The organism is Polaribacter irgensii 23-P (assembly GCF_000153225.1).
Taxonomy (GTDB): Bacteria; Bacteroidota; Bacteroidia; order Flavobacteriales; family Flavobacteriaceae; genus Polaribacter; species Polaribacter irgensii.
Genome location: NZ_CH724148.1, coordinates 1,081,112 through 1,104,466, shown reverse-complemented (window position 1 = coordinate 1,104,466; position 23,355 = coordinate 1,081,112). Strand labels below are relative to the sequence as shown.

At 34.4% G+C, this 23,355-nt stretch carries 18 protein-coding genes; 8 read left to right on the top strand and 10 right to left on the bottom strand.

The genetic code is table 11. From position 1 onward, the window contains the following. Positions 1 to 108 precede the first annotated feature (108 nt). Positions 109 to 1,128, bottom strand: a complete 1,020-nt coding sequence (locus PI23P_RS04940; protein WP_004569652.1) for a sugar phosphate nucleotidyltransferase — start codon at positions 1,126 to 1,128, stop codon at positions 109 to 111. A gap of 358 nt (positions 1,129 to 1,486) precedes the next feature. Between PI23P_RS04940 and PI23P_RS04935 the strand changes: the two genes are divergently transcribed. Beyond that, complete coding sequence (locus PI23P_RS04935) at positions 1,487 to 3,343, top strand: ABC-F family ATP-binding cassette domain-containing protein (protein WP_004569651.1); 1,857 nt, start codon at positions 1,487 to 1,489, stop codon at positions 3,341 to 3,343. Positions 3,344 to 3,390: 47 nt separating this feature from the next. Here the strand turns inward: PI23P_RS04935 and PI23P_RS04930 are convergent, their stop codons facing one another. Beyond that, complete coding sequence (locus PI23P_RS04930; protein WP_004569650.1) at positions 3,391 to 4,107, bottom strand: 3'-5' exonuclease; 717 nt, start codon at positions 4,105 to 4,107, stop codon at positions 3,391 to 3,393. 712 nt (positions 4,108 to 4,819) lie between these two features. On the opposite strand from PI23P_RS04930, the gene PI23P_RS04925 reads away from it, so the two are divergent. Both PI23P_RS04925 and PI23P_RS04920 read left to right on the top strand, forming a co-directional pair. After that, positions 4,820 to 5,518 carry a response regulator transcription factor gene (locus tag PI23P_RS04925; RefSeq protein ID WP_004569649.1) on the top strand — a complete coding sequence of 233 codons (699 nt, stop codon included), beginning with the start codon at positions 4,820 to 4,822 and terminating at the stop codon, positions 5,516 to 5,518. A 10-nt stretch (positions 5,519 to 5,528) separates the two neighbouring features. Then, positions 5,529 to 6,569 (top strand): sensor histidine kinase, encoded by a 1,041-nt coding sequence (locus PI23P_RS04920; RefSeq protein WP_004569648.1) that lies wholly within the window; start codon positions 5,529 to 5,531, stop codon positions 6,567 to 6,569. A gap of 56 nt (positions 6,570 to 6,625) precedes the next feature. Here the strand turns inward: PI23P_RS04920 and purD are convergent, their stop codons facing one another. From purD to rnpA, 4 genes are all read right to left on the bottom strand, one after another. After that, entirely contained in the window at positions 6,626 to 7,903 is a 1,278-nt protein-coding gene (purD, locus tag PI23P_RS04915; RefSeq protein ID WP_004569647.1) for a phosphoribosylamine--glycine ligase, read from the bottom strand. A 665-nt stretch (positions 7,904 to 8,568) separates the two neighbouring features. Continuing rightward, positions 8,569 to 10,257: a DUF6909 family protein gene (locus PI23P_RS04910; RefSeq protein WP_004569646.1), complete on the bottom strand. Its 1,689-nt coding sequence runs from the start codon at positions 10,255 to 10,257 to the stop codon at positions 8,569 to 8,571. Between the two features lie 27 nt (positions 10,258 to 10,284). Continuing rightward, complete coding sequence (locus tag PI23P_RS04905; RefSeq protein WP_004569645.1) at positions 10,285 to 11,919, bottom strand: S41 family peptidase; 1,635 nt, start codon at positions 11,917 to 11,919, stop codon at positions 10,285 to 10,287. Then, positions 11,900 to 12,298: a ribonuclease P protein component gene (rnpA, locus tag PI23P_RS04900; protein ID WP_004569644.1), complete on the bottom strand. Its 399-nt coding sequence runs from the start codon at positions 12,296 to 12,298 to the stop codon at positions 11,900 to 11,902. The genes PI23P_RS04905 and rnpA overlap by 20 nt, the downstream gene beginning before the upstream one ends. A gap of 163 nt (positions 12,299 to 12,461) precedes the next feature. On the opposite strand from rnpA, the gene PI23P_RS04895 reads away from it, so the two are divergent. Beyond that, positions 12,462 to 13,640, top strand: a complete 1,179-nt coding sequence (locus tag PI23P_RS04895; RefSeq protein WP_004569642.1) for an acyl-CoA dehydrogenase family protein — start codon at positions 12,462 to 12,464, stop codon at positions 13,638 to 13,640. Positions 13,641 to 13,784: 144 nt separating this feature from the next. Here the strand turns inward: PI23P_RS04895 and PI23P_RS04890 are convergent, their stop codons facing one another. Continuing rightward, positions 13,785 to 14,366 (bottom strand): methyltransferase domain-containing protein, encoded by a 582-nt coding sequence (locus PI23P_RS04890; protein ID WP_004569641.1) that lies wholly within the window; start codon positions 14,364 to 14,366, stop codon positions 13,785 to 13,787. Positions 14,367 to 14,823: 457 nt separating this feature from the next. On the opposite strand from PI23P_RS04890, the gene PI23P_RS04885 reads away from it, so the two are divergent. Genes PI23P_RS04885 through PI23P_RS04875 form a run of 3 tightly spaced genes read left to right on the top strand, consistent with a single transcriptional unit; the run spans position 14,824 to position 17,232 of the window. Then, positions 14,824 to 15,987, top strand: coding sequence for a peptidogalycan biosysnthesis protein (locus PI23P_RS04885; protein ID WP_004569640.1), 1,164 nt, complete (start codon positions 14,824 to 14,826; stop codon positions 15,985 to 15,987). Between the two features lie 5 nt (positions 15,988 to 15,992). After that, positions 15,993 to 16,856, top strand: coding sequence for an acyl-CoA thioesterase (locus PI23P_RS04880; RefSeq protein ID WP_004569639.1), 864 nt, complete (start codon positions 15,993 to 15,995; stop codon positions 16,854 to 16,856). Positions 16,857 to 16,884: 28 nt separating this feature from the next. Continuing rightward, positions 16,885 to 17,232 (top strand): SdpI family protein, encoded by a 348-nt coding sequence (locus tag PI23P_RS04875; protein ID WP_004569638.1) that lies wholly within the window; start codon positions 16,885 to 16,887, stop codon positions 17,230 to 17,232. Between the two features lies 1 nt (position 17,233). Here the strand turns inward: PI23P_RS04875 and PI23P_RS04870 are convergent, their stop codons facing one another. The 3 genes from PI23P_RS04870 to porZ are packed head-to-tail and all read right to left on the bottom strand — an operon-like array spanning position 17,234 to position 22,758. Beyond that, complete coding sequence (locus PI23P_RS04870) at positions 17,234 to 19,708, bottom strand: TonB-dependent receptor plug domain-containing protein (protein ID WP_004569637.1); 2,475 nt, start codon at positions 19,706 to 19,708, stop codon at positions 17,234 to 17,236. Continuing rightward, positions 19,708 to 20,430: a DNA repair protein RecO gene (gene recO / locus PI23P_RS04865; RefSeq protein ID WP_004569636.1), complete on the bottom strand. Its 723-nt coding sequence runs from the start codon at positions 20,428 to 20,430 to the stop codon at positions 19,708 to 19,710. Before recO ends, PI23P_RS04870 begins: the two co-directional genes overlap by 1 nt. After that, positions 20,431 to 22,758, bottom strand: coding sequence for a type IX secretion system anionic LPS delivery protein PorZ (gene porZ, locus PI23P_RS04860; RefSeq protein WP_004569635.1), 2,328 nt, complete (start codon positions 22,756 to 22,758; stop codon positions 20,431 to 20,433). Between the two features lie 85 nt (positions 22,759 to 22,843). Between porZ and PI23P_RS04855 the strand changes: the two genes are divergently transcribed. Further along, positions 22,844 to 23,317, top strand: a complete 474-nt coding sequence (locus PI23P_RS04855; protein WP_004569634.1) for a CYTH domain-containing protein — start codon at positions 22,844 to 22,846, stop codon at positions 23,315 to 23,317. Positions 23,318 to 23,355 lie beyond the last annotated feature (38 nt).

Sequence of the window (23,355 nt, the reverse complement as noted above, 5' to 3'; positions counted from 1 at the left end):
GGCAAAATCCTTGCAAAGAGATCAAAAAAAAGAGCACAGAAAAAAAAGGTCTCTTAAAATAAACCAATCCCCGCTGTATTCTACACTCTTTTTTTTTTCTGCTCAAGATTATGAAGTTAACTCTGTATAATCCCCAATACTAACAGACGTAAAATTACCATCGTATTTTACATGATTTCCAATCATCGCATTGTCTAATTTTGCATTGGAAATCACCACATTGGTTTGTATTAAAGAATTTATAATGGTAGTATTTTCTACAACGCTATTTTCACCGATAGAAACATAAGGTCCAATTTTTGCGTTTTTTAGCAAAACGTTTTTTCCAACATAACAAGGTTGTATAATCTCTGAATTCTCAAGAACAACATCTGCAGATACCAAGTTGTTTCCCGCTTTAAATTCAAATTCTAAAACCTGCTTATTGGTATCTACTGTTGGGTCTTTCTTCCCACAATCCATCCAAGTAGCCACTGTTCCGGGGACAAACTTCGCACCGTCTCTTTTTAAGGTTTCGAGAACATTGGTTAACTGGTATTCATTGTTCTCTCGTAAATTATTGTCGATTAAATATTGAATTTCATCTCGAACCTTATCTCCATCTTTAAAATAGTAGATGCCTATAATTGCCAAATCTGAAACAAAATCTTTTGGTTTTTCTATAAAGTCTTTGATAACACCGTTTTCCAACTTTACAACACCGAAAGCACTAGGATCTGCTACTTTTTTTACCCAAATAGCTCCGTCTGCCTTCGTATCTAACTTGAAATCTGCTTTAAACAAAGTGTCGGCATACGCCACAACACAAGGACCACTTAAGGAGTCTTTTGCACAATAAAGTGCATGCGCTGTGCCTAACGCTTCGTCTTGGATATATACCGTTCCCTTTGCACCTAATTCATCTGCGATTTGCAATAAACGTGCCGATGTATCTGCAGGAAATCCTTTTTTGGCAGGACCTATAATAAAGGCTATTTCATCTATCTTTTCGTCAATAACAGCAGCAATATCTTCTACTAATCTTTGAACAATTGGTTTTCCTGCAATTACTGTTAATGGCTTTGGGACGGTTAAGGTATGGGGTCTCAAACGAGAACCTATTCCTGCCATAGGTACAATTATTTTCATATGCTCTTTTTCAGTATTAATGGTGCAAGATACTATTATTAAAAAGACTTTAAAATATTTGAAGTAGCTAAAAACATCCGCGGAATTAAGGCTCTTAACGCAGTATTTGAAATTTTATTTCCACAAAATAATCGCAGCTAAATAAAGGTTTATAATCATTTTTCATAAAATAAATACTGCATTCAGTAGTATCAAAAATACACTGGTTTCAGGGATTGAATGGCTCCTTATTTAGACCTATCTTCGTCAACATTAAAAAATTTTAGTTCGTACCCCAATGCGATCTTTCTAAATTAAATGATCTAAAAACCCAAGCCTTTGTTTGGGTTTTTTGTTTCTTTGTAAAAAAATACAAATAGTGAATTATTTATCAATAGAAAATATATCTAAAGCCTACGGAGAGCGGGTTTTATTTGAAGACATCTCTTTCGGAATTAACAAGGATCAAAAGGTGGCGTTCATCGCAAAAAACGGAAGTGGAAAAACATCTATTTTAAATATTATAGCAAACTTAGATGTTCCTGATACTGGACAAGTAGTCAGTAGGAAAGGTATTTCTATTGCCTATTTAGCTCAAAAAGACGACATCAATCCAAATTTAACCATTGAAGAAACTATTTTTGCTACTGACAATAAAATTCTCTCAATTGTAAATCAATACGAAAAAGCCCTCAAAAACCTTGATGATGGTGACGCCTATCAAGCTGCATTTGACTTAATGGACCAACACAACGCTTGGGATTTTGAAACACAATACCGCCAAATACTATCCAAGTTAAAATTAGAAGACCTCACTTTAAAAGTAAGTGCGCTTTCCGGTGGACAAAGAAAACGTCTTTCTCTGGCCATTGTTCTTATAAATAAACCCGATTTATTAATTTTAGATGAACCTACCAATCATTTGGATTTGGAAATGATTGAGTGGTTGGAAGCCTTCTTTGCAAAAGAAAAAATAACCCTTTTTATGGTAACGCATGATCGGTATTTCTTAGAACGCGTTTGCAATGAAATCTTAGAATTAGACGAAGGAAAAATTTACAAATACAAAGGAAATTACTCCTATTATCTACAAAATAAAGAGGAGCGCTTGGCACTAGAAGCAACCAACTTAGGAAAAGCGAAGAGTTTGTTCAAAAAGGAACTGGAATGGATGCGAAAGCAACCAAAAGCGAGAACGACAAAATCCAAGTCTCGGACAGATGATTTCAATCAAATCAAAGAAAGTGCACACCAACGAAGAACAGATCATCAGGTGCAATTAGAAATTAATATGGAACGTCTAGGAAGTAAAGTCTTAGAACTTCATAAAGTATACAAGTCTTTTGGAGATAAAAAAATTCTTGATGGATTTGATTATATTTTTAAACGCGGAGAAAGAATTGGAATCATTGGTAAAAATGGAACCGGAAAATCCTCTTTCCTAAATATAATAACAGAAAAAGCAGAATTAGATAGTGGAAAAGTAGTTTTAGGTGAAACTGTGAAATACGGTTACTACACGCAAGCGGGAATTACTATAAAACCGGGACAAAAAGTAATTGAAGTTGTAAAAGAATTTGGAGAATTTATCCCACTTTCTAAAGGAAGAAAGATATCTGCTTCTCAACTATTAGAACGTTTTTTATTCGACAAAAAGAAACAGTACGACTTTGTAGAAAAACTTTCGGGTGGTGAGCAAAAACGACTGTATTTATGTGCGGTGTTAATTCAGAATCCCAATTTTTTAATTCTAGATGAGCCCACGAACGATTTAGATGTCGTAACTCTAAATATTTTGGAAAACTTCTTATTAGACTACCCTGGAAATTTACTTGTGGTATCTCACGACCGGTATTTTATGGATAAAATTGTAGATGCTCTTTTTGTTTTCAGAGGAGAGGGAGTTGTAGAAAATTTCCCAGGTAATTACTCCGATTTCAGGGCCTATGATGGTTCTGCTCCAAAAGAAATTGCAGAGAAGCCAGCAGAAAAAAAAGTCGAAAAAAAAGAAAATAAAAATGCATTGAGTTTTCAAGAAAAGAGAGAGTTTGGCACGTTAGAAGGAGATATTGAAAGACTTCAAAAAAAGAAAGCGAACATCGAAAAGCAATTTCTAGACGTTGCTATTGAAACCGATGCTATTGCTGCAAAATCTGAAGAACTTCAAGAAACAGTTGAGCAACTTGCACAAAAAGAAGAACGCTGGTTAGAACTTTCGATGAAGTTAGAAGACTAATCCAGTAATCACCAATGAAGCAGGACACCGCAATTGCTTATGGCATCTTACGCCCTAAGAATTGCGGAATCCTTTAACAAGTCTTGGTTGTTGAATCTTAATAAAACTTGTGCAACCGCAAGCGTATCTTTTTCGCAATAGTCTACAATTCTATCCATATTTTTTTCTCGATAGTATACCTCTGCAACTTCGCTACCATCGATATCCTCTTTTGGCGATGGAATGCCTAAAATAGAAGTTAATAATTTTAAAGAAGTGTACTGTTTATAGTCCCCAAATTTCCACAATTCTAAAGTATCTAAATGCTTCACTTCCCAAGGTTTCTTGCCAAATAAATTTAATTTCTCTGGAAGTGCTATCTGGTGCACAATCATTCTTCTTGCGATAAAAGGAAAATCAAACTCCTTGCCGTTGTGCGCGCATAGAAGTTTACTTTTTTCTGCAAAATGACTCACTAGTAAAGCCTTAAAGTCAGTTAAAATAGCGTGTTCATCGTCGCCATAAAAAGAAGTCAATCGGAATTGTTTTCGCTCTAAAGATGTAATAAAGTAGCCTACCGAAATACAAACTATTTTCCCAAACTCCGCCCAAATCCCCGCGCGACCATAGAAAGCTTCAGCAGTGAATTCTTCTTTTCGCTGATACCTTGTTTTCTTTTCATAAAGAGCTTGTGTCTCCTTAGAGAGTTGTTGCCACTTTTCTTTTTGAGGAACGGTTTCAATATCCAAAAAAAGCACATCTTTTAGATTGACAGATAAATTCATAGCAGTATATTTTTCTTTTTCTCAAGGTAAGATAGTAAAATAAAAACCTCTGAAATAAATGCAGTGCTTCTAAAAAGTATAAAAATGAATTTCACCCTTTAATCCTTCGGTTTTTTAATCTCTACTTTTCTGAACGGATTGCCACCGTGCGCCTTTCTAATTGTTCTTCTTAGAAACCTACTGACATTATTTTTATTCCTGATAACTCAACTACCGATGCTCTCTTTTTTTATCTAAAAATTAGGAATTCAATACCCATTAATCTATGATTAGGATAAAAAAATAGTAAAAACTGAGAATTACCATCTTTTTTATAATTGCATCAGTACTTCTTAAAACTTTCAGAAGCTAAACTAAAATTCTATCGCTATTCAATAAAAAAGGGCTGTTTTTAAAATGTTAGATCGAAAAATTTAACGAACTAAACTATAAGTATGGTTAACAAAATCTAATAAATTTTAAAAGGCAACTTTAAGGATGACCAGAGCTTTTCTTTTGTAAAGAGCACAAGAGAATTAAAGTAAAAAAATATGTTTTAAAATTCGTTTTCAACTCTTTTGACTCTTTTTAGAGCTTTAATTTTAGAATTTTTACATTTTCGCAATTTGTTACCGAATCATTAAACAATTGTAAACTAAATAAATCTGTGTATCATTCCATTATCTCTTTCAGTTTAAATTGCTATTTTTACTTTAAAATTTAACCTAGTTTCATGAATAAAAGCGAGATTAAAATTCTATTGGTAGATGACGAACCAGATATCATAGAAATTGTTGGATACAATCTTAGAAATGAAGGATACCAAATTTTCACGGCTACCAATGGCCAAGAAGCCATAAAATCTGCTAAAAAAAACATCCCTCATTTAATTTTACTGGATATTATGATGCCAGAAATGGATGGAATTGAAGCTTGTGAAAAAATTAGAAAAATAAGCTCTTTAGAAAATGTGCTTATTGCTTTTTTAACAGCAAGAGGAGAAGACTACTCGCAAGTAGCTGGTTTTGAAGCTGGCGCTGATGATTACATTACAAAACCTATAAAGCCAAAAGTTTTGGTTAGCAAAGTAAAGTCTTTGCTCCGAAGATTGAAATCTGAAAAGCAAAATGAAGAAACCGTTACCATTGGTGATATTGTAATCGATAGAGAAGAATATGTTGTTTTCAAGGCAGGGAAAAGAATTTCATTACCAAGAAAAGAATTTGAACTCTTCTCCCTGTTAACTTCAAAGCCAGGAAAAGTATTTAAAAGAGAAGTTATCTTAGACACTGTCTGGGGAAATGAAGTGGTCGTTGGCGGCAGAACCATTGATGTCCATATCCGAAAATTGCGTGAAAAAATTGGAGATGATCACTTCAAAACAGTCAAAGGAGTGGGATATAAGTTTGTATTGCTAGAAGCAGATAAATAAGACGCTCTTAATGAAAATTAAAAAAACTTATTCATATGCTCTTTGGTCCGCTATTTATTTAACACTTTTAGCGGTTGTAATCGCAACCATATCCTACATTTTTATTGCTAAAGACTTGGGAACCGGTCCTGTATTGATTTGTGTCTTAGTCCTCTTTATAATTTCATTCACCGTCATACAATACAGAGCAGAGCATTTTATTTATAGAAGATTAAAGAAAATTTATGAAGACGTCTCCATTTTAGACGTGAATGATCTCAGAAGAGAGTCGGTAACCACTGATATTGATAAGCTTTCTAAGCGCATGCAAACCTATGTAGAAGGAAAGGGCTTAGAAATAAAAAGTTTGACCGAAAGAGATTCTTTTCGAAGGGATTTTTTAGGGAATGTTGCACACGAATTAAAAACCCCTCTTTTTACAGTACAGGGCTACATACTAACCTTACTTGAAGGTGCTGTAAATGATAAAAATATTCGACTAAAATATTTGGAGCGCGCTAACAAAGGAGTTGAACGCTTGGTTGCAGTAACCAAAGACTTAGACATGATTGCCAAGTTGGAAACGGACGGGTTAAAACTAAATATGGCGGTTTCTAACATTTTGGAAATCATTCAAAATGTAATTGATTTGCTTGAAATGAAAGCAAAAAAAAGAAATATTATTTTAAAATTTGACCGAATTTACGAATTTCCAGTTTTTGTATTAGGAGACGTTGAAAAAATAGAACAAGTGCTCATCAACCTTGTGGTAAACGCAATTAAATATGGAAAACCAAATGGAACGACCATCCTTGCTGTAGATGACTACAATTCAAAGAAAATTCTAATTAGAGTCATTGATAATGGAGAAGGCATTAAGCCAGTGCATGTCCCAAGATTGTTTGAACGCTTCTACCGAGCAGACCAAAGCAGGTCTCGGGAACAAGGAGGTTCTGGATTAGGATTGTCGATTGTGAAGCATATTATAGAAGCCCATCACCAAAAAGTTTTACTGAAGAGTGTTTTTGGCGAGGGATCAGAATTTTCATTTACGATGGAAAAAGCAACCTAAGTGTACATGAAATTGTACTACTTTACATAAAACAAATTCGTTTCGCTATTTGATAACTAACATACGAGATCAAAACCGATATCCTTTCTGTAGTTCATTTGATCAAAATGAATTTTATTGACATTTCTATAACTTTTTTCTAACGCCTCTTCTATCGTATCTCCTAGTGCGGTTATTGCCATTACCCTGCCTCCATTTGTAACTACCTTACCTTCGAATATTGAGGTACCAGCGTGATAGACAATGGCATCATTCATATTTTCAAAACCTGTAATTTCTTTGTTTTTTTCGTAAGCTCCAGGATACCCACCAGCAACCAGCATTATAGTGGTGGCTATTTTGTCTACAACCTCGAAAGACTTTTCATGTAAATTCTGATGCGCAACACCCTCAAATAATTCAAATAGATCTGAAGTTATTCTTGGCAAAACTACCTCTGTTTCAGGATCTCCCATTCTTACATTGTACTCTACCACTGACGGGTTTCCATTGTGATTCATTAGTCCAATAAAGAGAAACCCTCTGAAATCAATTCCCTCTTTCTGTAAACCACTAATTGTGGGTTTTACTACCAACTCTTCTACTTTAGACAAAAAAACGCTGTCTGCAAATGGTACTGGAGAAATAGCACCCATCCCTCCTGTATTTAAACCAAGGTCACCCTCTCCAATTCTTTTATAATCTTTTGCTGAAGGCAATATTTTATAGCTTTTACCGTCTGTTAAAACAAAAACAGACAATTCTATACCTTTCAAAAACTCTTCGATAACGACGGTTGTAGAGGCCTTCCCAAACTTCTCATGAGAAACCATCTCTTCCAATTCGGTTTTTGCTTCCGCTAAGTCGTTTAAAATTAACACTCCTTTTCCACCAGCCAATCCATCTGCTTTTAATACATAAGGAGCTTCTAAAGTTTCTAAAAAAGCAATGCCGTCTTGTAAGCTTTCTTTTGTAAAAGACTGATATCGTGCCGTAGGTACCCCATGCTTTTGCATGAATTGTTTTGAAAAATCTTTACTGCCTTCTAACAATGCGCCGTCTTTCTTAGGTCCTATCACAGAAACCCCTTTTAAAGCCACATCCGCTAAAAAATAATCATGAATTCCCGCGACTAAGGGTCCCTCAGGACCTACCACGACCATTTTAATAGCATGTTCTAAAACGATATTCTTTACTGCTTCAAAATCCGAAATATCAATATTAATATTGGTTGCTATCGCTGCTGTTCCCGCATTGCCAGGAGCTACAAAAAGCTGTTGTACTTTGATACTTTCAGACAATTTTAATGCAAAAGCATGCTCTCTACCTCCAGCACCTAAAATAAGAATATTCATATGTAATGAGTTGTGATGTATTATTCGTGCAAATATATTTTAAATTCTTTTTTAGCCTCTTATAGCATTACCCGCACAGAAGCTTTGCAAAAAATTCGTATGCTTTAAATTATCCCGAAGAATAATATCCATTCTATTTAAATTTTATTATTTAAATCCTAAACGCTCATAAAATATTCATTTTAACCAACTGAAGCTTAAATTACTTGCTCTAGTTTATCAAAAACATTATTTTTTTCAGTAACCACGCGTATTTTATGTTGCGACTAGTTTAAACCTATAAGAGACAGACTAAAATCCTTAAAAGTATAATTTTAAAGCGCTAAAATGTCAACAGAAATCACAAATTTATTGTGTTAATTTGTAAGTTCACTTGCATTCTTTACCGTTACAATTGTAAGTTCTTTTATAAAAGCCTACAATTAAACCTATCAACATAGCGAAACCAATTTTTATACTGTTCTCTTTTAAAAAAAGCACACTGATAATTAAATGAAAAAGCCCTTTAAGTATCGTCCCTTTAAAATTAAAAAAATTAGAGATACCCTTCCTATAATTGCGAATAAAGAACCTACATCGACCTCCTCATGGTAATCGTGGTAATTCTTATCTGTATTTACTAGCTGGTTCTTGATTGACACGTATGTGTACGGTTTATTAATAATTTAATTCTTAAAAATCTGGGCTAATATTTTTTGTGTAATTGCGTATGTTGGGGTTACCCCAGTCATGCCCAATCCACCGGAAGCCAAAGTTGCCCCAGTTTCTAAAGGATTATCCGATGCGTAATACGCATATCGAACCTGCACATCTTCCGAAATATTTCCTCTAATTCTTGACGCAGCTTGTATTGCTTTTTGATAATGTGCCCCCTCCATTTCTAACCCAATTACATTCCAGGTGGAATCGTGAAAAAACTTCAATAAATCTTTATTTTGCAAAGAGGTTCCTAAAACAGAAATCATCGCGCCATCAAAAACCTCAATTCCAAAACCTTCCAAATCTTCTTTGGACAGTTCATTCTTAAAAGGGTAATTATCTGCGGTACCCTCAAAGATATGAGCTGAAGGAATCATAATATCTCCCTTCCCTCCCTCTAAAATTCCGGCTTTCCCCATTATTGAAACGGACTTCACGTCCAAGTGCGTTTTTATGTTTTTTTCGCAGATATACGGCTTTAACAACTCGTCCATTGTTTCATAAGCTTGCTCTCCAAAAGCATAATCCATTACAATAAGTACTGGATATTCCTCTAAATTTTGTTTTTTTGATATCTCGGAAACATCAAAATTTATTTTTGCAGTATCTATCACTTGCACATTGATATTGGTGCCAGAAGTATCTTTTATGTATACAAGACCATTTATAGAAGCAAAATCCTTTACTTTTTTTTGTAAAGGTTTGCTATCTGAATTGCTTAAAAGTTGATAAATTTCAAATCCTTTTAATCCCGTATTCTCTTTTGGCAGCGCATCTTTTGCATACATAGAGTTTAAGACACTGTGCATATTGGCACTAATAATATGAATCGGTCTTTTTAATAACTGATTTTCTTCTAAAACTTTTTTAATATTATTGGCCCAAATTTCTCCATAAATATGATGTCCAATTTCATCTATCAAAACAGAACTAAACGTGACCGTTCTTTTTTGATTTTCTAACACTTCATTAATCGCTAATTTCCCAAGCCAATAAACCAATTGAAAGAATCGATCTGGATTTGCATCCGAAGAGAACGAATTGTAAACCTCTAAAACCTCGTCGAAAGTTCTTCCTAAAATATTTCCAAGATGCGCAATAGTGACCTCTCGCTCTTCATCTGAAATTTTCTTTTGAAAAAGCACAATAGCTTCTAAATGTTTCCATTCTCTGGTGAAATCTTCACCATCGTTGAGGGTAACTCTCTCTTGAATTTTATGGGACTCTATAAAAAGGAACGTAAGATGGGTGAGAATATCGTAAATTTCAGACCTTCCTCTGGTAATCTCAATATTCATTTGATCTTTGTCTATCCGGTAACAATTTCTCCTCCTTTTTGGTGGAATGATAGATTTGAAGTGAGAATTTTTATACCCTTCATCTGCAGTTAAATTTATAAATTGACATTCTTCAATTCCTTCCGGAAGCCTCTCAATTACATAGGTTAATCCGCTTAACTCTATTCTTTCTTCTGCAATAGAACCATAAATTTCTGGTCTTAGCAACAAAAGAGATTTTCGCAGTGTTTCTCCTGAAATACCCATGGGCTTATAGAAACCTCTGCTAAATAAATGACGCATAGAGATATATAACTTCTCTATGGCATTTGTAGACTCTTGTGCTCTTGTTCTTGCTATTTTTTTAGTTTCTGACATGTTCTATGTTATTTCGCAAATATAAAGTTAATTTTTTAACAAAACATTGCTATAAATATCTTTATTCTCTAGTAGAGCGAACGCATCAGAAATCATTCTATCATTTTTTAAACGAAACTTATAAGCCCCTTCCGAATAAAAAAAACGCGTCATAATTTCTGACTTTATTCGTACCAAAATCAGTTCTTTATTTTTTGATATTGCCATAATTTTAGCCTCACATAAATGCTCTTTTATTTTAGGATATGCTTTTAAGATATCGGCAATTTTAGAAGTTGAAAAAGCTTTTTCAAATAAAGATTCCTGCACTGTTACAAAAGTAGTATCTCTTTTTAAATAGTTCGTAAACTTGTAAAAATTCAAATTTTTAAAATTAAAATCTACAAGACTGCTCGTTGTTAGGTTTTCATAAAAATAATGGGTTGCGAAATTAAAAATAGCTTTTGTTTTTAACAGGGCACTAGTGCTTGCATTCGCCACTGATGTTTTTGTCTCTATGTCTGGCATAATACCTCCACCGTCATAAACAGTCCTGCCGTTTTCTGTTTTAAAGGCATGGATTCCTGTATCAGAAAACTTAGGAACTTCTCCTGTTCTAACATTCCTATTCTCATAATCTAACTCCTGTATACAACGTCCACTTGGCGTGTAATATTTCGAAATCGTGAGCTTTAACTGCGTTCCATAAGTAAGTTCTCTATAGCGCTGCACCAAGCCTTTTCCAAAAGAGCGTTTTCCCATAATTACAGCCCGATCATAATCTTGCAGAGCACCAGCAACAATTTCAGATGCCGAAGCAGAGCGCTCATTGATTAAAACTACTATTGGAATTTCTAGATCTAAAGGGGTGTTTTTACTTTTGTAAAGGTTGCTCCATTTTTTAATTTTTGCCTTTGTACTCACTATTTTTTTTCCTTTCGGCAAAAAGAAATTAGAAATCCGAATCGACTCTAATAATGAACCTCCAGGGTTATCACGCAAATCAAAAATTAGTTTTGTCATGCCCTCCTTTTTCAACTTTTTGTACGCCTTTTTTACTTGTAAAGACGCCTTATCATTAAATTGAGTGAGCACAATATAACCTGTTTCCTCATCAATCATTTCCGCAAATGGCACGGCATTTACAACAATCTTACTCAGCGTTACCTCCTTTTTCAAAAGTACTCCTTGCCGGTCTAGCTCCAGTAGAATTTTACTGCCCGGAACACCTTTTAAGAACAGAGATAGCTGTGCACTTTCCATATTTTTCAAAGACTGGTTCTCTACAGAAACAATAATATCTCCGATTCTTATACCCGCTTTGTCAGCAGCCAACCCTTTTTGAATACTACTAATTTCAATTCCACTTTTTATATAATACACCGAAACTCCGATGCCAACGTAAGATCCTTCTCTATTTATTTTAGCACTTTCTACCTCCTGTTCATTGTAGAAATTTGTATATGGATCTAGCTCCTTAAGTGTGTTTCTAATTGCTTTGTTTGTAAATTCTGCAGGATTAATTTCAGAAATATAGTACATGTTTAACTCTTTAAACAATGTCGTATAGATTTCTATTTGCTTGGCAACCTCAAAAAAATTAGATTTGAACGAAAACGTCGCAAAAAGTATTCCCACCAATACTAAAATAAGTATGCTATTTTTAAGCTTGACTTTTTTCATCTGTTGTCTTCTTTATCGCGGCTATAAATATATTTAACAATTTCTCCATCTTTAAATACAGTTCCTCATATTTAATTTCTTCCCTCCCAATATACGAAATCATAAAAACATAAGGTTCTTCTAAATTATTGTAGACAATTTCTTTCTGTAAGCGATACGTTTCTCTCATTAAACGCTTCAATCTATTTCGATCTACTGCTAATTTATAATTTCTTTTTGCTACAGAAACACCTATTTGACAAGGAAATTTAGAAGTATGCGTTGTTTGAATAAACATCATGCGCAGCGGAAAACTTTTCACTGAACTTCCCTCAGCATAGAGTTTTTCTATTAATTTTTTACTCTTTAAACGCTCCAGTTTTCCTAAGGTATTTTTCATTGATACAAACTTAACAGAAAACAACAACTTTTTAACAATTTGCAATCGCTATCTTTAAAAAAGAACTGCTTTTAAAATACTTGTATTCTTCTCCTTTTCTTAAATTATTGTTTAAATTTAAACTATAATTAAAAACTTTGTTTAAAAAATACAAATAGAAGACATGAAACCTGATTTATTTCAAGCACCTGACTATTATCAAGTAGACGACTTACTATCCGAAGAACACAAACTTGTAAGAAATACCGCACGCGCCTGGGTAAAACGAGACGTTTCTCCTATAATTGAGGAATGTGCTCAGCAAGCAAAATTCCCCAAGACAATTATTAAAGGTCTTGCTAAAATCGGAGCCTTTGGGCCTGACCTGCCTCTAGAATACGGTGGCGCAGGATTAGATCAAATTTCTTATGGATTGATTATGCAGGAAATAGAACGCGGCGATTCTGGTATCCGTTCCACAGCTTCTGTACAATCTTCTTTAGTTATGTATCCTATTTTTACATACGGAAATGAAACACAGCGCAAAAAATATTTACCAAAACTAGCTTCTGGAGAATGGATGGGTTGTTTCGGACTTACAGAACCAAATCATGGCTCTAATCCTGCTGGAATGGAAACTAGTTTCGTGGACAAAGGGGATCATTATTTGTTAAATGGTGCAAAAATGTGGATTTCTAATGCACCTTTCGCACACGTTGCTGTTGTTTGGGCAAAAAATGAAGAAGGCAGAATTCATGGTTTATTAGTAGAAAGAGGAATGGAAGGTTTTTCTACACCTGAAACCCACAATAAATGGTCGCTTCGAGCCTCTGCAACAGGAGAACTAATCTTTAATAATGTGAAAGTGCCTAAAGAAAATATTCTGCCAAACAAATCAGGACTTGGAGCTCCTTTGGGCTGTTTAGATTCTGCACGATTTGGAATTGCATGGGGTGCAATTGGCGCTGCTATGGATTGTTATGATACCGCTTTGCGCTACTCTAAAGAGCGCGAACAATTTGGCAGACCTATTGGTCAATTTCAGTTACAGCAAAAGAAATTAGCAGAAATGATTACAGAAATTACCAAAGCACAGTTACTTGCTTGGAGATTAGGCACTTTAAAAAATGAGGGGAATGCATCCTCTGCACAAATTTCCATGGCGAAACGAAACAACGTAGAGATGGCTGTAAAAATTGCAAGAGCAGCGAGACAAATGCTCGGTGGAATGGGAATTACTGGCGAATATTCTATCATGCGCCATATGATGAATCTCGAAAGTGTGCTTACGTACGAAGGTACCCACGACATTCATCTTTTAATTACTGGTTTTGATATCACAGGATTAAATGCATTTTCATAACTAGTACGAACTAAAAACTCAGACTTTAGCACCCTATTATTACACAAAAGAATCGCTAAAAAAAGAATTTTTTATGCATCTATAAAAGGGATACTGATCTCCTGTTTTTCACAAAATAACACGTTTGCATGCTGAATGGCAGTATCATTTACTCCGAAGTATAACAAACAATTCTCTGCCTTTTCTATTCCCAAAAGAATTGTAACAAGCTTCCATTTTTTTAATAATAAAAAATGGTTTGAAATACTCTAAATATTCTGATTTATCACCTCCAAAAGGAGGCTTATTGGTATTGAGAGGAACGTTAAATAATACCCCAACTAATTTGCCTTTTGATTTCAAAAGATGATGCATTTTAGTCGTATAATCGGCTCTTAAATTTGGATTTATTGCACAAAAAAAAGTTTGTTCAATAATGAGATCAAAGACATCATCCATGTTAAAAAAATCACCCTGAATTAATTGGGAAGGGGGGAATTCTGGTATTCGTTTCTGAATATTTCCAATAGCAGTCTCAGAAAGGTCTACAACCCAAATATTTTTAAATCCATTTTCAAAGAGATATGCTGCTTCATGGGAATTTCCACCCCCTGGAATTAGGATTTTAATCTCTTTATTCTCTAATTGATCAAAATACGCCTTTAAAGGGGATGATACCTCTCCTAAATCCCAAGCAATGTCATTGTTTGTGTATCTTTCGTCCCAAGCATCTGCTGATAAATTCATTTTCTATAAAATTTTAAAGAGTAAAAATACCAATAAAATTCACTGAAACATTCTTTAAACACTCATTTTACGTCTCAACAAGACAAAATACGATGCACATGGCCTGTTGAAATATTAAAATATACAGACACACAACACCCTATAAAAGTATGAAAAATGTATTTTATTATTTCGAAAACTCGTAAAAACTGACCTGTTAAATAAAAGTTATAATTGAATCTTCCGAAGTGGAAACTAGTAAAATAAAATATCTTTATATTTTTGCCAAAATCTTATTAAGCTTGTCAAAGGCAAAACACAAGTTCCTCTTTTCGAAACAGGAACCTTAAAAAATTATCTTCTTCTTGAAGAGAAGGTTGAGTTTAAAATTAAAGTATCACCACAGAAGAAAATAATGCAAAATAAGAATACATTTTCAAAAAAAACATCTAATCATCAAACTATATTTACTAATTAAATGCCTTTTAAACAAACAAATACGGCCTTATTTTTCTCTACAATAGATGCAATTCCACAAAAAATTTGGGAAGATTTATCCTGTTCAAAAAATATTTATTTCCATCCACACTTTTTAAAAGCGATCGAAAAGAATCATCCGAATATACTCTTTCATTACATCGTCTTACTCGATGATAAAAATTGTGCAACAGCTTTTGCCAGTTTAAAAATCATCAACTTTCAATTAAAGACAATTAAAAATGATTTTGGCTTTCTCAAAAAAATAAGTGTCAAGCTCGGAGTTCTTTCAGAGAAAAAAGAGCTTAAACTTTTAATTTGTGGGAATACTTTTGTCAGTGGAGAGCACGGGATTTTCGTAAAAGAACATCAAAATAAAAAAGGTATCGTAAAAGAGCTCGCTGAAAGTATTGTTCGTTTTGTAGAGGCGAATCAGAAATTAAATAAGCAAATTGACGCCTATCTATTAAAAGACTTTGTAAAAGAATCGATCGCCATTACCTATGTATTAAAAGAATTCAATTATAACAGCTTTTCTGTCGAACCCAATATGCAACTTCAACTTCAAGAAAATTGGCATCATTTTGACGATTACCTAGCTTCTATCAAAACCAAGTTTCGCGTAAAAGCAAGAAAAGCATTTGCACTTAGCACAAACATCCGAATTGAAGAGGTTACTTTAGAAAACTTGTCTCAAAATTTACCAAAAATGACAATACTCTATAAAAAAGTTGCTGAAAATGCGACCTTTAATTTAGGCGTATTTAACCTTGAAACGTATCACAACTTAAAAGAGGCATTTGGCACCAATTACATTCTAAAAACCTACTGGTTAGAAAAAGAAATTGTAGGCTTTATGTCTGGTATTGTTAATGGAAACACTCTAGATGCACACTTTGTAGGCATCGATTATCAACGGAACAAAACACATGCCATTTACCAAAGAATGTTGTACGACTATATAGAAACTGGCATTCACAGAAAGCTAAAAAAAATAAATTTTGGAAGAACAGCGAGTGAAATAAAAAGTGGTGTCGGAGCTGTTCCCCAAGACTTAACCATCTATATTCGTCACAAGAAAACCATCAAAAACAAAATTTTAAAGTTATTTTTACAAAGGATAAAACCCACGCCATTTGATCAAAAATTTCCTTTTAAAAAATAAAATACATGCAAACTAGCAAAGATTTAATCGCACTACTAACTCTAAAAGAATTAGGAGACCACTCTTTTAGTGGCGATAGTTATACCATTGGGAGTCCACATGTTTTTGGTGGCCAAGTACTAGCACAAAGTGTACATGCAGCCTACAGAACCATTCCTGAAAATCGCTTTTTACACTCGTTGCATGGCTATTTTTTAGAAGCAGGAAATCTAACAATTCCCATTCACTATAAAGTAGAAGAGATGCGGAATGGTGGTAGTTTCTCTACAAGAAGAGTGACCGCAAAACAACAAGACCAAACTATTTTTATTTTAGCAGCCTCTTTTCATAAAAAAGAAGAGGGCTTTGAACATCAAGTAAATTTTGATACAACAATAAAGCAACCAGAAGAGCTGTTAAGTTGGGATGACATGTTTGTGAAGTTTGGTAACTTTTTACCAAAACCAATGAAAGAATTTTTAAGTGTTGACAGGCCAATAACGTTTAAACCTGTTCGGGTTCCAAATCTGTTAGAATCTAAAAATATGCCTCCTAATGAGCAAGTCTGGTTTCGTTTGAAAGGAGAAAAACAAGCATTAGATTATCGAACAAAACAAGAAATTCTAACCTATATTTCAGATTACAACATTTTAAACGCAGCCTTCAATCCGAATGCGGCCACTCATAATTTTGGAAATACACAAACAGCAAGTTTAGACCATTCTATGTGGTTTTTTAGAGATTTTGACTTCGATGATTGGATGCTATTCTCCGCTGAATCTCCAAATGCTTATGGAGCAAGAGGGCTCGCGAAAGGAAATATATTTACAAGAGATGGCAAGCTCATCGCTTCTTTTGCGCAAGAAGGTCTTCTAAGACCTAAAAAGTAACTGTAGTAAACTTTAAAAAAATAAAATTATGAATGATGCACTTTTTTATGTTTTTACCACAAACGGATTGTTATTTTTAATAAGTATTATTTTCTGGAAATTTCCCCCAAAAAAAATAAATAGTATTTATGGATATAGAACACCAAAAGCGACTCAAAATCAAGAAATATGGAGTTTTGCAAATCATACTTTTAATCAAAGTTTGTTAATCTATGCTGGCATTTCTTTTCTTGCCGGTTTGGCCTTTGTAACACTCTTAGGTGCTGAACTTACCTGGCAACCCATGGCTTTTATTTTTATAACAATCATCGTCAGTATTGTAAAAACTGAAAAGGCACTAAATGCTAATTTTACCGATGCCGGAAAAAAGAGATAAATTAAAAGTTAGCTCTGAGAGAAAGCGATAAATTCCTTCCTGGGGAAGCCACTCCAGAAGCAAATTCGATAAAATGTTGGTCTAATAAATTATCCAACCTCGCTTGAATAGAAATGATATCGCTTACTGCATAGTTTGCGTTTAAACCCAATGTAATCCAACTTGGCGTTCCGTAATATTTGACAAACTCATCCACCGCATTTTTAACTACAATTGGCGTCAAATCGTGATTGTCAATGCCTTCTGTAATATTAAAATTAGTGATTTCTTTCTTTGCGTTAAAACGAATCACAGAACCAATTTCAATTTCAGCGATTGTATAACTCATTTCAAACTGTCCAAATATAGGCGGAATAGAAGACATTGGCTCTTGAGTATCATAGGTTCGTCCTTTGGTATAGGTTACAAAACCAGAAGTTTTCCAAACAGCTGAAATCCTCCCTAAATAACTTGCTGTAATCCCAGTAATATAGGCCGTATTTTTATTTTGATTTGAAACTGCATTTCCAAATTCACCATCAAAAGCTACTTGGACAATACTATCATCTGCATTGTAAACAAAATCTCTTTGAATATAATTATTCAACAAGGTATAATAGATATTAGCTCCCAAGCGGAACTTCTTTTCATTAAAATATTTCTGAACCCCTATTTCGGCACTGTATGCAAACTCAGGTGTTACCGTTATATTTGGCACCGTAACGTTTCCTGCTTTCTCTCGAACCCTTCCCACATCGTCCACATTAGGAGCTCTAAATCCTGAGGAAACTACACTGTTGATTTGCCAATTTTTATTAGGTTTGTAAACATAGCCTAATGTTGCGGTTACTGCAGAATGATTCAACTGAATATTTGCATCCGACAATTGAATAAATGTCTGATCAACCCACGTCGCTGTTAAATTTGTATTTGTAAAACGAATCCCTGAATTTAAAGTGGATTTACTATTAATATCTTGTCGATAGTCAATATAAACAGCAGAGCTTAGATAAGAACTACCACCGTCAGGATACCGAGATTGTACTTTAAAGCTTTTTGAAAAACCTTCAATTTCTCCGGCTACAATATTTAACTCTTTACCGTATGCATTCGAATTGACATCATTATAAGCGAATTCAAAGCCATAGGAAAATGCCTGGGTTTTGTCTGCCGTAAGCGAGACAGAAAAATCTCCATTCAAACTATAAACGGCAACACGCTCCTCTCTATAAGAACGGTCTAAACTTCCAAATTTTCTTTGAATTCTGCTTTCTTGTACATTTTGATAAGCAGCGGTAATGACCCCGCTTTCCATTCCTTTTGTATTCGGATTCAGGAGCACTTGTGCGGAAGCTAAAAATCTTTTTTGAGGGCCGTAAAACCACTCTGCAAATTTTAATTGTTCATTTTTTAACTCCATTAACCGGTCAAATCTCGGAATGTTAGAAGAGGTAGAATATTGAAAATTTAACTTTATATCTGTGTTTTTAGTTATCGGAATAAAAAACTTCTGAAGAATGTCTGTTTGATTGTATCCCGTATTTCGCTGTAAGTTAGGGTCTAAGTTTACCGTTGGATTTTCCTTATAATTTCCATTGCTGTTCTCTGAATAAAAGAAAACTTTCCCCCAATCTTCAAAGCCGTGTGTGCGCTTTTTACCTGCCTTTAAATCGCCGAAATCACTGTACGAAACACTTGTTAAAGAGGCCCATTTTTGACTTCTAACTTCTACAGAAATATTGGTTGTGATTTCGTTATTAATTGAAGAAAATCTAGAAAACAACTGACTTTCAACCTCCTCTTCTTCAGATAATTTTGGTGTTTTTGTATAATAATGAATTACACCACCCAAAGCATCTGAACCGTATATTACCGAAGAGGGGCCAAAAACAACCTCTGTTTTCTCCAACATATTCGGAGTGACGGTAATGGCACTTTGCAAATGTCCTTTCCTATAAATTGCATTGTTCATGCGCACGCCATCTACTACCAATAAAACACGATTAGACTCCATTCCACGAATTACAGGGCTTCCACCTCCAAATTGGGACTTTTGAACTTTTATCCCAGGAATTGTTGCCAATAAATCTGCAGATGTTTGCGCAGAAACTCTTTGAATTTCTTTCGAATTTAAAACTGCGACCTGCTCTGCAATTCTATTGGTTTTCTCTTCCCTTTTAAAAAGCGAAACAACCACTTCGTCTAACTGCTCAGACTCCTTTGTCAAATAAACAATATAATTTTTAGATTTTAATACAGCCTTTCTAACTCTTGAGACTGCATAAGAAAGATGGGAGAAAATGACAACCTCCATAGCATCAAACTCTGAAATATCTGCAAAACCGTCTTCGTCCGTTGTTATGCTGATGGTTTCTTTAACATTAAAAATAGTTACATTTTTAATTATTTTACCTGTCTGTTTATTTAAAACCTTTACTTTCTGAGTAAACGCACAAAGGCTATTTAAAAAAATGATGAAAAGAAAAAAATACTTCATTAATTAAAAACTGTTTCTAAAATTTGTAAAGACTTAGGTTTTCTAAAGCCGTCCAAATGTAATTCAAAATATCTGATTATTATTTGCAATACCAATTGCCGCTCCTTTTTACTAAAAGAAGCATTTTCAATAGTATCAAAATTTATGCCTAAAAGCTTTTTGAATTGAAATAACTCATTTCCAGAAATAATATTTCTGTTCCCTGTTGCTTCTGAAAAGCTTCCATTTAACAAATCAAACCCAGACCTTTCAATTTCTGAAATATCTGGATAAAAACCTAAAAAACGAGAGGCATTCAATAAAAAAAGCAAGTGAAAGTTTGATATTTTGTCGTGGGCGTCAAGCCATATAAGTGCCGCTTCTAAGTAGTTATAAAAATCAGTATTTTTTTCTTCTTCTTGAATGCTGTTGGAAAGTACTTCAGATATAAATAAAACTACAGATTGTTTCACGATATCTCTGAAAATTGTTTTGTAAGGATTTAAAATCTGAACTTCTTTCAAAGTATGAAGTGAACTCTTAGTACTGTGATTTGCTACTAAATTTAGTTGCGTAAGCGGCTGAAAATACGCTGCTTTAATACCTCCTTTTTTAGCTTTTAAAACGCCTTTTATAATGTACGCCTTCAGCCCCTCCTCCGCTGTATAACATTTTACTATTAAACTAGTATCACTGTATTTTAGGCTGTTTAATACAATTGCCTTGGTTGTTATTACGGCCATCTAATTTACGATTGCAATTTTTGTTACTGAGGTTTCAGAAGCATCCTCATTGGATAATAAAACAATATAAATACCAGAAGCGACCCTCCTACCTGCCAAATTTCTTTTGTCCCAAATAACTTTACCCCCTTTTAATTGCTGCCCTTCAACAACATTGGTCTCATAAACTAAATTCCCTGCAATGTCAATAATTTTAACGTTCGTCCCTTTGGGTAAATGTGTGCCATTCCTGCCGTCTATCGTAATAAATTCGTGATGTCTTAACGCTGGATTTGGATACGCATACACTGCTCCTAATCTTTCTCCAAAAGGAGCGACTTTACTGTTGTAGGCAACAATTCCTTTAGAGGTTGCAAAATAAACTTTACCGGAAGTATTATCTGTTTTAATTTTTAAAATCCTATTGGAAGGCAGAGGTGAATTTTGCTTACTAAAATTCGCCATTGTAATCTGTCCACTTGGATTTGTATATATTACACCACCGTTGTCGGTGCCAAACCATTTATTATCTGCCCCGTCTATGGCAATAGAATTAATCGTTTGATCTCCCAAGAGTCGCTCCCCAAAGCCATTTTCATCACCGTTAATCACAATACTACTTGCATTTGGAGTTTTGTCATCAAAAATCCCGGAGGCATTGCCATAGACCACCAAACCGGACTGCGTGCCTATCCAAACACTATTATTTGCATCAATCGCAATTGTCCTTGCATTTAAATCTGGCAGATTCCCTCCGTTTGGCGCTGTGGTTAGTGCCTTTTTTCTGTTTCCATTTTCATTGTAAACATAAACACCATTTCTTCGAGAACCAATCCAAATGCTATTATTTCTATCTGCAAGAATTTCAGTAAGTCCTGGAGCGGAAGTAGATTGAATACTTTTCAAGGAAACACTACTCCACTGACCACTCTCTGAAAACTTTATCAGCTCTTCTGCTGTCTCATAATTTGTCGACCAAAGATTTCCATTGCTATCAAAAACAGCACCACTAACTCTAATATTAATTGCTGGTAATGAAACCACAATAGGACTAAAAGAACTGTTTAAATGATTGTAAGTTTCTACAAGTACGTTCTCTTCAACCACTAGTAAACCTCCGGTTGGTTTTGTCCTTACGTCATTACTTTGGCCCAAAGCACTAATATAAACCTTGTTTTCATCTTTAGGATCAATGGTAATGTCTACTAAGTCATGCGATAAATCTGAATTAAACTTCGTGTTTGTCCACTTTTTTCCATCAAAACAGCTGTATCCTTTTTTAATATTCCTGGGTGTAAATGTTCCATCATACCCCCCATAAACTGCCCAAAGCTTATTGTTTTGTGCTGTAATAGAAAAAACATCATTAGACATTGGTCCATCTGGGTGCACCTCAATAAGCGCTCCTGATGGGTCTGAATTTCCTGTTAAAATTCCGTTTTCTTTCGTCCCTAAAAAAACGCTGTTGCCCTCAAAAAAAGAAGTATTTAACCTAAAATTAAATTCAGAGTTTGGCAAAAATTCAAACGCCTGTTGCATTTCTAGATTCAAAATAATTGCGGAAGAACTAAAAGTAATTGCCATTTGGGCGCTTGAAGATTTCATATCTAAAATGGATTCCGTAAAACTCCTGGGTTCTAGTAAATCATCTCCTACAAACCGATACATCTTAGCTCCTTCAGCTACAAATAATCCTCCATTAAATAGTGTGATTTTCGTGAAATTTCGTCCAAAGAAGTACGCCTCCCAAAGGTTAAAATCAATCAATAAATCGCTATCTATTGCTGCTACAAAAATGCCAGTTTCTGTAACAGCATAAATAGAATCGTCATGAATGATCGTCTCGTTTATTTTTATGGCTGCAGAGTTCTCACCAATAAAATAGGTATCTCCAAATTCTAGCTTTTGAATATCATAAACAACCACCGCAAATGGTGTTGACAAATACAGTTTATTATTGTGTTCTAAGATGTGATTGATGCTTTTCTCGCCAGACTGATTGAAATTAATGATATCAGCGGAAATTGTAATGCTTCCATCCCCATCGATAACCTCTATCAATCCATTTTCATAGCCGATAACTAATCTTTTGCTACTTTCGCTATAATGTATCGCGGTAGTAGTTTCTCCCGACAGCCCTTGAACAGAAGAAATTTTATGAATTTCGCCACTTTCAATGTTGTAAGTAAAAACAGCATTGTCTGACAGTGCATAAACCACTGCATCTACCAAAACAAAATCCTTTACGTTATTGTATGAATAAAAATCTTCCCAAGAGTCGCTGTAATCTGTTTGAGCCGAAATTAGCACTGAAAAAAATAAAAGATAAAACAGAAATAATTTTTTCATCCGTAAATTTTGGTACCCAAAGATATTTATTAATTGTTGAAATAACGAGAAAACACGTACTTTAGTCACAAATTGAAAGGATTTAATGAATATTGAAATAGAACGGAAATTTTTAGTAAAAAGTCTGGATTTTAAAACAGAAAGCTTTGATAAAAAACACATTAAACAAGGCTATTTAAATTCTGATAAAAATAGAACAGTCAGAATTCGAGTCGCTGATACTCGCGCTTTTATAACAATTAAAGGCAAATCAAATAAAAATGGTACCAGTAGGTTTGAATGGGAAAAGGAAATTCATGTTTCTGAAGCAGAAGCACTACTCCTTTTATGCGAACCCAATATCATAGAGAAAACACGCTTTTTAATACAGGTGGGAAAACATGTTTTTGAAGTTGACGAGTTTGCTGGAAATAACCAAGGCCTCGTTGTTGCCGAAATTGAATTGAGTTCTGAGGAAGAAGGCTTTGAAAAGCCAAATTGGCTGTCAAAAGAAGTAACTGGTGATCTAAAATATTACAACTCTAACATTAGTAAACTTCCCTTTACAAGCTGGAAATAATAGTAGCATTAAAATCCACAAAAATGTGAACAACGGCT